Origin of the sequence: Methanospirillum stamsii (assembly GCF_003173335.1) — an archaeon.
GTDB lineage: Archaea > Halobacteriota > Methanomicrobia > Methanomicrobiales > Methanospirillaceae > Methanospirillum > Methanospirillum stamsii.
The window spans coordinates 64415-76555 of record NZ_QGMZ01000008.1 but is presented as its reverse complement, the minus strand read 5'-3'; the positions used below and the strand labels follow the sequence as shown (position 1 = coordinate 76555).

The 12141-nt window shown below is 44.3% G+C and carries 11 protein-coding genes; 7 read left to right on the top strand and 4 right to left on the bottom strand.

Annotated features, from left to right (window positions below):
- Positions 1-38 precede the first annotated feature (38 nt).
- Both DLD82_RS03465 and DLD82_RS03460 read left to right on the top strand, forming a co-directional pair.
- Positions 39-2828: a PAS domain S-box protein gene (locus DLD82_RS03465; protein WP_109939718.1), complete on the top strand. Its 2790-nt coding sequence runs from the start codon at positions 39-41 to the stop codon at positions 2826-2828.
- A complete protein-coding gene (locus tag DLD82_RS03460; RefSeq protein WP_109939717.1) occupies positions 2812-3276 on the top strand; it encodes a response regulator in 465 nt (154 codons plus the stop codon). Before DLD82_RS03465 ends, DLD82_RS03460 begins: the two co-directional genes overlap by 17 nt.
- A 10-nt stretch (positions 3277-3286) precedes the next feature.
- Here the strand turns inward: DLD82_RS03460 and DLD82_RS03455 are convergent, their stop codons facing one another.
- Together DLD82_RS03455 and DLD82_RS03450 are read right to left on the bottom strand one after the other, a co-directional pair.
- Positions 3287-3823, bottom strand: coding sequence for a Holliday junction resolvase-like protein (locus DLD82_RS03455; protein WP_109939716.1), 537 nt, complete (start codon positions 3821-3823; stop codon positions 3287-3289).
- A gap of 15 nt (positions 3824-3838) precedes the next feature.
- Positions 3839-4216 carry a response regulator gene (locus tag DLD82_RS03450; RefSeq protein WP_109939715.1) on the bottom strand — a complete coding sequence of 126 codons (378 nt, stop codon included), beginning with the start codon at positions 4214-4216 and terminating at the stop codon, positions 3839-3841.
- A gap of 82 nt (positions 4217-4298) precedes the next feature.
- On the opposite strand from DLD82_RS03450, the gene DLD82_RS03445 reads away from it, so the two are divergent.
- From DLD82_RS03445 to speE, 5 genes are all read left to right on the top strand, one after another.
- Positions 4299-5441, top strand: a complete 1143-nt coding sequence (locus DLD82_RS03445; RefSeq protein ID WP_245920353.1) for a TIGR04084 family radical SAM/SPASM domain-containing protein — start codon at positions 4299-4301, stop codon at positions 5439-5441.
- 70 nt (positions 5442-5511) lie between these two features.
- The gene (locus tag DLD82_RS03440; protein ID WP_109939713.1) at positions 5512-6369 is read left to right on the top strand and encodes an MBL fold metallo-hydrolase; all 858 of its coding nucleotides are present in this window, start codon (positions 5512-5514) and stop codon (positions 6367-6369) included.
- A gap of 3 nt (positions 6370-6372) precedes the next feature.
- On the top strand, positions 6373-8019 hold the full coding sequence (locus DLD82_RS03435) for an ATP-dependent DNA ligase (RefSeq protein ID WP_109939712.1): 1647 nt from the start codon (positions 6373-6375) through the stop codon (positions 8017-8019).
- Positions 8020-8205: 186 nt separating this feature from the next.
- Positions 8206-8604 (top strand): adenosylmethionine decarboxylase, encoded by a 399-nt coding sequence (speD, locus tag DLD82_RS03430; RefSeq protein ID WP_109939711.1) that lies wholly within the window; start codon positions 8206-8208, stop codon positions 8602-8604.
- Between the two features lie 3 nt (positions 8605-8607).
- The gene (gene speE, locus DLD82_RS03425) at positions 8608-9483 is read left to right on the top strand and encodes a polyamine aminopropyltransferase (RefSeq protein ID WP_109939710.1); all 876 of its coding nucleotides are present in this window, start codon (positions 8608-8610) and stop codon (positions 9481-9483) included.
- Between the two features lie 9 nt (positions 9484-9492).
- Here speE and DLD82_RS03420 read toward each other — a convergent pair whose 3' ends face one another.
- Both DLD82_RS03420 and DLD82_RS03415 read right to left on the bottom strand, forming a co-directional pair.
- On the bottom strand, positions 9493-11178 hold the full coding sequence (locus DLD82_RS03420) for a glutamate--tRNA ligase (RefSeq protein WP_109939709.1): 1686 nt from the start codon (positions 11176-11178) through the stop codon (positions 9493-9495).
- A complete protein-coding gene (locus DLD82_RS03415) occupies positions 11178-12140 on the bottom strand; it encodes a polyprenyl synthetase family protein (RefSeq protein WP_109939826.1) in 963 nt (320 codons plus the stop codon). Before DLD82_RS03415 ends, DLD82_RS03420 begins: the two co-directional genes overlap by 1 nt.
- Position 12141: the final 1 nt, after the last annotated feature.

Sequence of the window (12141 nt, the reverse complement as noted above, 5' to 3'; positions counted from 1 at the left end):
CGTATATCAGGGCGCCTGACAATTCATAGCAGGAGAGGGTGAAAACGCGTCATTTTTTTATCGACAGATCTTCTCTTATCAGCAGGTTTACCGCTCTACTTCTGGTTATCCTGATTATTTCTATAATATCTATTACCACACTCTGGTACATCGATGAAAAAAACCGGATAGAAAAACAGTTTGTTCTTGAACAAAACCATACCGAGCAGATAATGCACAAATCTGTCAGATGGATTGATGCAGGCATCATGCTGTATGACTATTCCTTTGAACCAGCTCTTAAAAATGCAATGAATATATTTCTGGAATCATATGAGTCATCGAATAGAGATGTTAGAAAAATGAACATCTCACAACTTCAGCAGACATTCAATGCATCATTCGGGGGTACCTGGGATCTTTATATCATTAACGCTGACGGTATTGTTGAAAAGACAACATTTCCTCAGGACATTGGACTTGACTTTAGTAAATACCCTACTTTTTTTAAAACCTTATCCAGGATTCGGGAAAACAATGAGTACGTCGTAGACCGGACCGTGAAGGGATTTGCAAAAGATGCACCGAGCAGAAAATTTGCGTACCAAGGAACTCCGGATGGCAGATATATCCTTGAGATCAGTAGAAATTTCCAGAAATTCATACCACATGAATCCGAGATCTCCTACGCTGAACTCCTGAATAGTCTGCCGCAATTGCATATCGATATAAAATCCGTAGAACTCTACAATAACAAAGGTGAGATGGTATCAGAATGGAATGACCAGGGTGTACCGGAAAATATCTCACATGATATCCAGAAAAATATCATTTCACTTCTGGCTAAAAAAGAGAATACATATATTGATGATGATAAGAATAACACAAAATATTCGTATCTTTATCTGCCCATCTACGATACAACTCACCCATCCTCGCCAATGATGAACCTTGAGGCCAGGGTTGTATATTCAACGGAAAGAATAAAAAAAGAGATTGTAGAAACTACGCTTATTTATATCATAATCCTTTTTATTACTCTCCTGGCTGCCTTCGTTATTGTCTGGAAAACTTTTATCTTCTTTTCATATCCGGTGAAGAACCTGATCAGCGATATAAATCAGATTACAAAAGGAGATCTTGACCATCACATACGAAAGAGTAACATTCAGGAATTAGAGCAGATTGAACTATCAATCAACAGCCTTGTTATAACGCTGAAAGATAAGATCCTGACTCTTCGTAAACAGGAAGAACAATTACAGGAAGAACTAAAAAACCGTCAAAAGGCAGAAGAACATATCAGGGATCTCCTGACAGAAGTTCAGGAGAAAGAGCGGCAGGTACAGGAGAGTGAAAAAAGATACCGAAGTGTTGTTGAGACACAAAAAGAATTTATCTGTCGTTTCTCCCCGGATGGAACACATTTGTTTGTGAATGATGCATACTGCAGATTTTTTGGGAAAAACCCAGATGAAATCCTGGGAAGTTTATTTACTCCTGACATCCCGAAGGAAGAAAAAGGAGATGTTGCAAGACATTTTGCATCACTGACACCAGAACATCCGATGCATCTGAACGAACACCATATTATCCTCCCTGACGGCAGCGTTAGGTTTGTACAATGGATAGACCAGGCGATCTTCTCCAAAGAGGGTATTATCACCGAATATCAGTCAGTTGGAAGGGATCTGACCGAACTTAAGAGACTGGAAAAGAGTCTTCATGCTTCTGACGCCCTGTACCGAATGACAGTAAATGCAATGGAAGACGGGGTTTTTGTTACAAACCGGGATCATACCATCATCATATGTAATGAATGGAGAAAGGGACGTGAGACCGGACTACATACCATTACCAATAATCCGGTTGGAAAAAACCTCTTTGAAATCCTCATTCACATGACTGAAAAGGACCACCAGGATTATGAATTGGTCTTTTCGGAAGGGAAGATGATAGTATCAGAGGATATCATTGAAAAGGAGAATCCGGTTTTTATAGAAACCAGAAAAATTCCCATCATCAGCGATGAACCGGTAAGTACTGTCGTAACCATCATCCGGGATATTACTGCACAAAAAGAAGCTGAAATAGCTCTTACACAGCTCAATCAGAACCTGGAACAGGTTGTTGAACAACGGACTGCCGATCTTAAGGCATCCCTTGATGAAATGGATGCATTTGCCTACAGTGTATCACATGATCTCAGGGCACCTGTCCGGGCCATTGACGGATTTTCACACCTGCTTCTCATGAAGACAGACGGTGATTCGAATGAAGAATGCAAGTATCTGATTAGCCGGATCCGTGAAGGGGTAATGACGATGGACCGGTTGATTCAGGATCTGCTCAGGTTTTCAAGAACAGCAAGGCAACCCTTACAGGTCATGTCCATCGATATGAGCGGACTTGTGAAAAGCGTTATCACCGAACTGACAAGCCAGCCCGGTATGAAAGATATTTCAGTAACTATAGAGAATTTACATCCTGCTAAAGGTGACGTGGGACTCATCAGACAGGTATGGTATAACCTCATATCCAATAGTATAAAGTTTACCTCTGAACAACAGACGCCAGTGATAACGATTGGTTCATATGAGAAAGAAAAAGAAATAATCTACTATATCAAAGACCAGGGTATCGGATTTGATATGCAATATGCAGACAAGGTTTTTGAGGTCTTTTCACGACTTGATCCAACTCAGGATATTGAGGGAACCGGAGTGGGTCTTGCATTGGTAAAAAGGATCATCCTCAGGCACCATGGAAGAATCTGGGTACAATCAGGAGAAGGAAGGGGAACAACATTTTATTTTACTTTGCAGGGGAAAGATGGAACCGATAGGTGAAAGAAGGCTTGAAATACTTCTAATCGAAGACAACCAGAACGATGTTGAATTGTTTCTCAATGTTGTTGACTGGATAAATATGGGTGATCAGGTCAGAGTTTTTCTTGATGGAAGAGAGGCACTGGATTATCTTCATAAAAAGGGAATATACAAAGATAATCCTGGATCACTTCCATCAGTGGTATTCATTGATCTGAAGATGCCTCTTATCAGCGGCCATGAAGTCCTTAAATCAATCAGAAAAGACAAACGTACTAAAACACTCCCGGTTGTGGTATTCACTTCTTCTGATCAGGAGTCAGATATCGGTGAAACATACAAATGCGGTGTAAATAGTTATGTAGTAAAACCAGTTCAGTTTGAAAAATATGCCGAAACTATCCGGGATCTTATTAATTACTGGAGAAATGTAAATACTCCGCCTGAACCGTTCAGACAGGAAGAATAGCGCATTTTTCTTATTCTTTTCGGATTACCTGAAACTCAATTTTCTTTTCCTTTATCACCCTTGCCACCGAGCGTTCTCTGGATGATAAGGAACTGGTGCCGGTTTTTACCTCGACAAAAACCAGTTGTTTTAGTGATCCTTCGGACAGACCATCAAAAACAATAAAATCTAGCGGAGATCCAATAAACCGGGCATCCGAGGGATTATAAGGAAACTCTGAAAAAAAGGGAATGAGGTGTTCGGTCATTTTACCTTTTAATACTGAATGGGATCTCTTTACTGCATCCTGCCGGATATTTTGCTCCTCGTCTGATTTCCATTCTTTGAATAATGCCTGTGCCTGCACTTGTGCCCGGGCATCAGCCTCCTTCATCAGCCAGTCATGAATGCGATTGAACTCTTCTTTTTTCCAGGTCGCAAAAAGATCCTTGGCATGCTTCTCTGCACGATGTGAGATCAGGAATAGTACAATCAACAGGAGAATGATAACAATGAGAAGGAAATATACAAAATATGAAAGATAAACTGAATCAAGAGTCAGATTCATATTACAGAGGGGTCTTTAGGAGAGAACACTTTTTATCGCCTGATCAAGTGCAGCTTTATTATATGGTTTGGCCAGGACACCTGAAAATCCATAATCGGTAAATGAAATAATCGCAGGATCAGACAAGTCACCACTGGATACCAGTACCTTTACTTCCTTATCGTGCTCTCTGATTTGCTGAATAACCTCACGACCGCCCATACCCCCGGGAACCGTGAGGTCAAGAATAATTACGTCATAGGGAACACCATCTAAAAGTGCCTGATTATATATATTCAGTGTCTCTTCCCCAGTCATGGTTATGGTCGGATCATATCCTAGTTTTTTGAGAAGAATGCCGGTTATTTCACAAATTGCCGGTTCGTCATCCATGAGAAGAACACGATATGCCATGATTTCCTAGTATTCATAGATATAGTCATCTGGTTATAAGACATTTATGAGTTGAGTCTGCTCATTAGGTTCATGCAGTCTGATGATCTACGTATATAGACTTTTCATGTACTTTCACCTGTATCTTACCGACTCATGCAACCTGTTCTGTCAATACTGCAGGGGGAAAATATTCGATACTCCTGAACTAAAACGAGATGATATCTTCATCGATGAATCAATACCCGCTGATATTACCTGGAATTTCAATGATTTGTACAGGTTTTTATCTGCTGACCCTGATGCAGTCCTTACTTTTATAGGGGGTGAACCAACTCTCCGTCCGGACCTGATATGCAGAATCATGGAAGAGGCTCCGGTATCAAGATTCATGATCCAGACGAACGGAACCCTTCTTCACCGGTTTTCTCCGGATATCATCAACCGGTTTGAAACCATACTCATCTCCATTGATGGTGATGAAAAAACAACGGATGACGGAAGGGGAAAAGGAACATACCGCCGTGTAATGGAAAATATCTCACATATTCTTGCAAACGGATTTAAAAATGAACTGATTGCACGGATGACCGTGACTGAACGGACAAATATCAGGGATGCCGTTCGTTATCTTGCAAATAACCCGGACTATTCATTTTCATCCATTCACTGGCAGATGGATGCAAACTTCTGGAATGATTACTCCCTTCGCTCCTTTGGTACATGGGCCAGGGAATCATACATTCCCGGATTACAGCTGCTGATTCAGGACTGGGTAAATATCATTAAAGAAACCGGAAAAGTCCCGAAGTGGTATCCATTTATTGATCCGGTTGAAGACCTTCTGCGTGGACAAAAAACCAGGCTTCGGTGTGGATCAGGATATGCAAATTACACCATCCTGACAGACGGGAATATTGCACCCTGTCCAATCATGATAGGCATGAAAGACTTTTATGCAGGTTCCATTACCAGTTCCAGACCTGATACCCTCTCTGTCATCCCGGTAAAAGGCAGATGCGAAACCTGTGATATTCTTGATTTTTGTGGAGGCAGGTGCCTGTATTCTGCCATCATGAGACCCTGGCCAAAAGAAGGAGCTGATCTTGTGTACCTGACTGTCCGGACACTTTATGATGCGATAACCGGCATCCTTCCTGAAATACAGGAACTCATAAAATCCGGCAGTCTGACGATTGAAGACTTTGCTCATGAAAAATTCAATGGTTGCGAGATAATTCCGTGAACCTTTTTTTGGGATTGAGTGTTTCTTATGCCCCACCACTTATGAGCATGCAATCCAAAACCAGTATACCATGAAGATATCAGTCCTTGCCAGCGGAAGCAAGGGCAACTGTACATATATTGAGGGGTCTTCCGGTGCCCTTATCATTGATGCCGGTCGATCAGCCCGTGAAATCCTGGGTACAAAAAACAAACTGGGAAGACTTCAGGAAGCGGGTGGAAACCGTGATCTGATTGAGGGGATTCTCATAACCCATGAACATGTGGACCATGTAAGAGGACTGGGACCACTGGGGAATGCTCTTAAGGTTCCGGTATATGGGACAAGCGGCACCCTGGATACAACCCTTCGGATGATACAGTCAAAACGGAACTTTCCCCACCAGTCAGTGCATTCGGGAGATACATTCAGGACCGAATCGTTTGAAGTTACCCCATTCTCTGTTTCACATGATGCGACTGATCCCTGTGGATTCCTGATAAAAGAAAACGGAGTCTGTCTTTGTTACTGCACAGATACGGGAGTAGTCACATCAGGAATGCTTGAGATGATAAAAAGGTCTGACGGGATTGTCCTTGAATCGAACCATTGCCCTCATATGCTTGAAACCGGGCCATACCCGGTATTTCTGAAACGAAGAATTGCATCATCCCATGGGCACCTGTCAAATGAAGATGCTGGAAAAGTCCTTGCTGAAATTTCCCAGTCCATTCAATGTGCCATACTTGCTCATCTCTCCGAAGAAAATAATGAACCCAGTCTTGCCATCCGGAAGGCTCATGAATCACTCGGACTTACTGCAGATGATGTAGACCTCTTTGCCGCATCATCTATCGATACCAGTACCAGACCATCACACAGAAAACCAAAAGGGTGCTGCAGGGAACAATGTCCTGATGATTGCTGGAAGATTACAATCACCTTATAGATCATGCTATTTTTAAATTTTGCAGAATTATGCAGCAGACTGGAGAAGATATCAGGGAGACTTGATACCATCGCACTTTTGTCAGAGACTATTTGCTCCCTTTCTGAAGAAGACCTGCCTCATTTCTGCAGGCTGATTCTCGGAAAACCATTTCCGGAATGGAGCGGACAAAAACTCGGGGTCGGACCAAATCTCCTCTATGAAGCTGTGGCATACGTAACAGGCAAGAAACGGGATGAAATAATCGATCGTCTCAGCCGGGTTGGAGATGCCGGAGCAGCAGTTGAAGACCTGCTCTCTCAAAAATCCCAGACCTCCTTTTTCACCGTTGAACTCTCCCTTTCAGATATCATGGCGGCCCTTCTTGAGATCTCAGTAACAGAAGGGGGAAGATCACAAAAAGAAAAAGTGCGGGTTATCCAGCGACTTCTCTCTAATGCATCCCCCCTTGAAGGGCATTATATCACCGCTATCCTTTTGGAAGATTTCCGGATTGGTATTGGTGACGGAAACCTCCGTGAAGCCATCGCCCGGGCATTTTCAGTAAACCCAGACCTTGTTGAGTATGCAAACCAGGTACGAAATGATATGGGAGAAGTAGCCCTCCTGGCAAAACAGGGTGAAACTGCATTACAATCAGTCAGACTGGTCCCCTTCCATCCGGTACGAATGATGCTTGCACGGCAGGGAACCATTTCCGGAGTCCTTGAGAGTGGAAATCCGGTAGCCGTTGAGTACAAGTATGACGGAGCACGGTTCCAGTTTCATAAACAAAACGGAAGGTGCAGGATGTATTCACGCAGGCTTGAGGAAGTGACTGCAGCAATGCCGGATGTGGTTACACTTCTCAATGATGCTCTTCCGGATGATATTATCGTTGACGGAGAGGTGATTGCAGTAAGAGATGGCCGCCCGCTTCCATTCCAGACAGTACTTCGAAGATTTCGAAGAAAACACAATGTCGCAGAAGCAGCAGATGCGATCACGATGCTCCCGAACCTATTTGATATCCTGTATCTTGACGGCAGGATGCTCATTGATCTCCCGTTTCACATCAGAAGAGAGAAATTGTGTAAGGTAGCAGGAAATTTCGTAACCCCTCAGCTTGTTTCAGACAATGAATCAGAGATAGAGGCCTATTACCATGCAGCTCTTGATGCAGGTCATGAAGGAGTAATGTTAAAATTACAGGATTCACGGTATACTCCGGGAGTCCGGGGAAAAGACTGGGTAAAGATAAAACCGGAAGCAGATACCCTGGACCTTGTAGTGACCGGGGCTGAATGGGGGGAGGGAAAACGTGCCCATGTATTTGGATCCTTCCTTCTTTCTGTCAGGGACGAAGAAAAATTAATCCCCATAAGCAGAGTAGCAACCGGATTTTCTGATGAACAGTTAGCATGGCTTCATGATACGCTTCAGGATGATATCTTGCGGAAAGATGGAAAGATGGTTTATTTTGAACCAAGGCTTGTGTTTGAGGTTGGGTATTCCGAGATTCAGAAAAGTCCGAATTATGAGGGAGGATATGCTCTCCGGTTCCCGAGATTTATTGAGCTGCGAGAAGATAAAGACATCAAAGAGGCAAATACAACAGAAGATGTCACGGATCGCTATATACAAACACACAAAGTCCAAAATGAGAGTTGAAAATCAGATTCTATTGAATATTCTTTGATTTTTTAAAAAAAGACCTGAAAATCTTTTTCTGAATCCCATTATCTCGATTTAAATCTTTTTGTTTACTAAATACCTTTATCTTTATTGCTATCGCATTCTTATACCCACTGGTCTCTCTCAAGGGACCACCCTACAACCTTACAGGAGGGATGGCGAATGAATGGACTACATCTAATTGCTGATATGTATCGTTGCACCTGCACTGCTGATCTTCTCTGTGATCAACGCAAACTAGAGAAACTCTGTGTAGAAGCATGTGTGAACGCTGGTCTTACCCCGCTTGGAACATATTTCCACCAGTTTATGGATGAAAATGGAAATAAAGCAGGAGTCACGGGTAACGTGGTCCTGGCAGAATCTCATCTTGCCATCCATACCTGGCCGGAAAATAACGGGGTGACTCTTGATGTCTATGTCTGCAATTACAGCCGGGATAATAGTGAACGGGCAAGGCAGACTTTTAATGAAGTGACAAGTGCTCTCTCTCCCGGAGAAATCGCCAGCCGCGAGGTAATCAGGGGAGAGATTAACGCTGTCATGGTGGCAGCAGAATAATCCATGGATACTTCTTCTTTTTCTGATTATCTCTCTGAATCATTGAATAAAAACAGTGGATTTTTCTTTCGGAAAGGAACTCTTCTTGAACAGGGAGAAACGCCCTATCAGAGTTACGAGGTCTGGGATACTCCGGAACTTGGTAAGTTATTCAGGCTTGACGGATATTTCATGACATCCGAACGGGATGAATTCTTTTACCATGAAAATATGATCCATCCCGCCCTTGTCTCTCACCCTCATCCAAAAGATGTTCTTATTATCGGGGGTGGTGATGGTGGATCAGCAGATGAGATATTCAAACACCCGACTATTGAACGGGTAGTTCTTGTTGAACTTGACCAGGCTGTTGTTTCCCTCTCAAGAAAATATTTTGAGGCTGTTCACCATGGATCACTTGATGATCCCCGGATAGAAATTCTGATTGAGGATGGACTCAAGTATGTCCGGGAGATTGGACCACAAAAGGGTGAACTGTTTGATCTTATCGTTCTTGACCTGACAGACCCGCTTGGTCCGGCTGCAGAACTTTACTCACCGAAGTTCATGGCAGAGTGTAAAGCCTTGTTACGTCCGGGAGGATTATTTACGCTCCATATCGGACCACCGGTATTTGCTCCTGAACGTGTTTCAGGGCTTGTCAAAAACCTTGAAGGTGTGTTCTCCATTGTAGCCCCGTACTTTGTCTACATTCCGTTATATGGAAGCCTCTGGGGCATGGCCTGTGCTTCAGACACCACTGATCCACGGAACATGAGCAAAGCAATGGTAGAAGAAATAATTAAACACAGAGAAATTTCCCACCTGCAATTTTACAACGGGTCTACTCATGAAGCAGTGTTTGCCCTGCCCGAGTACCTGAAAAAAATAATTTCCTAATAAAATTTTTTAGCGGTGGGCATAATATGCCACTGCAGGGTCTCCCAGAGTATCAATCCGGGCAAAACCGACACGCTCAAACTGGACAATCCGGTCCTTTTCTGCTAATGCTTCAGGTTCACAGACACCATTGATATCCCCTTCTGCACATTTCAGAATACAGGCACTTGCAAGGGTTTCAGGCAGCCATTGAATTATAGGGGCCTTTTTGCTCCGTGCTTCCTGGAGGTCATCTCCGGCATATTCTCCCCGGACACAGTCTCCCTCATGATAGAGACGGATGTTGAAGAGATCTTTTAGCCGGAGAAATTCTGCTCCGGATGAGAGTTCTGCACCAGGCAGGAAGATAGAACCATGAAAGGGAATCTCACGATAACCCCGGGACTCATCTCCAGGATATCGCATGGCTTTTGCCACAACCGGCTCTGATCCGGTTACCCTGACCTTTACCGGATCAGGAACAAAGAAGAACCGGTCAGCAGTACTGTCAATGATCTCTTTGTTCTTTGCATAGAGGTTTTCCCAGGAGAACTGGATATCTGTCTCGCCAATTCCAATCTCCAAAACCGCGTTCCTGACGGCCTGTGGTTGAATACCCCGTCGAGCCATTGCCCGGAGAGTTCCAAGCCTGACATCATCCCATCCCGAATATTCACCGGACCGGATGCCTGCCCGCATCTGGGAGGTGGACAGGACAACACCTTCGATACCCATCCGGCCGTAATGCCGGTATACCGGAGTATCCCATCCCATGTATCTGAAGATATACTCCTGTCTTCTCGTATTGGCAATATGATCCTTGCCACGAATGACATGAGTCATACCAAGCAGGTGATCGTCAACCGCAACAGAGAGGTTCATGAGTGGATATACAATCGCATCAACCCGCTGATGAGGCGTAGAAGTCAGAACCCTGAACAGCGGATAATCACGCATGGCAGGGTCCGGATGGTCCAGGTCGGTCCTGAGCCTGACACCAACTTCACCTTCGGCAAATGCTCCCTCCAGCATCTGCTCAAAGAGTTCCATTGCCTCTTCAGGAGACTGACTCCGGCAGGGACATGCCGCCTTATGCATCTTCAGATCTTTAAAGACTTCATTATCACACCGGCAGACATATGCATGCCCTTTCTGAATGAGTTCTCTGCCGACGTCGTAATATTTTGAAAAACGGTCTGACTGGAAGATGGTTTCAGTAATGGAAAGACCCATCCATTCGATATCCTCCCGGACCATATCATACGCTTCAGGGTCAACCCGTTTCGGATCAGTATCTTCAATCCGGAGGATATACCGACCGCCATATCTCCGGATATATTCATCGTTCAGAAATGCGGCCCGTGCATGACCAAGATGAAGCGGTCCGGAAGGATTGGGTGCAAACCGCATAACAACTCCCCCTTCACTGCCAGGGAGATCAGGAAGACCGGTCTTCTTCTTCTCTTTCTTTTCAAAGAGAGCACCATATTGATCCGGAGCTATTGACTGGAGCTTTATCTCCCGTTCTTCAGGGGATAACGAAGATACTTCATTCAGAACAGAACCCAGGAGGCTTTTTATCTCACCAGCTTTTGATCGCATTTCAGGGTGAGTCCCCATAACGGCGCCCATAACGGCTCCGGCAGAGGGAACACTCTTATGCTTTACCGCATTGGAGAGAGCGGCTATCAGTAATACTGAATGTACCTCGTCCATCAGTAATCCCTTCTGATAAAAAACCAGGCCAGTTCGACAAGCAGGTGCTTTTCAACGGTATCCTGCAGCACAGACAGACCCTCCACAGCAGAGGTGATCATCTGCTCTGCCTCATTCTGAACTGAACTGATGACTCCTTTTTCTGTGAGCATGGAGATGAGTGATGCAATTTCATCCTTGCTTAAAGGACGACGCCAGGGTTTCAGGTCAATACCCTTTTCCCGGGCAGTTATTGCAATCAGCGTCTGTTTTCCTTCCCGGATATCTGAAGCCTGGTCTTTTCCGGATTTTTCTGATGAAGCCATGAGGTCAATCAGGTCATCCTGGATCTGAAACGCTGCACCAATCTTACAACCATAATTATAGAGAGCCTCAACCTGCGAATCAGTTCCTTGAGATAAAAGAACGCCTATAGCTGCAGCAGACCCGTATAATACCCCGGTTTTTTTGGTCACCATTTCAAGGTATTCATCTCTGCTGACATCTTCCCGTTCTTCAAAGGACATATCCTGCTGCTGTCCCTCGCAGATATCCTCACAGGTTTTGGCAAGGAGTGCAATTGCCCTGACCTTCGGAGATTCAGGAGCATCTGCCTGACAGATCAGGGAGAAGGCCCGTGCATACAGCACATCTCCGGCAAGAATTGCCGCAGGCTCTCCCCATAATGTATGGACAGTTTTCTGACCACGCCGGTATTCATCCTTATCCATGATGTCATCATGAATAAGAGTAAAATTGTGAGTCACTTCAAGAGAAAGACCTGCAGGCATGATCATCTTTGAAGAGCCGGGTCTTACAGCATCTGCAGCAAGTTTGAATAGAGCCGGCCTAAGACGTTTTCCACCGGCAAAAAGCAGATGATTTGCTGCCTGTGACAGTGCGGTTTTCGGATCACCATAACAACTCTGCAGGAGGCTGTTTACCTCATCTGCAGTCTTTTTCAGATACGCCTCAAGCTCCATG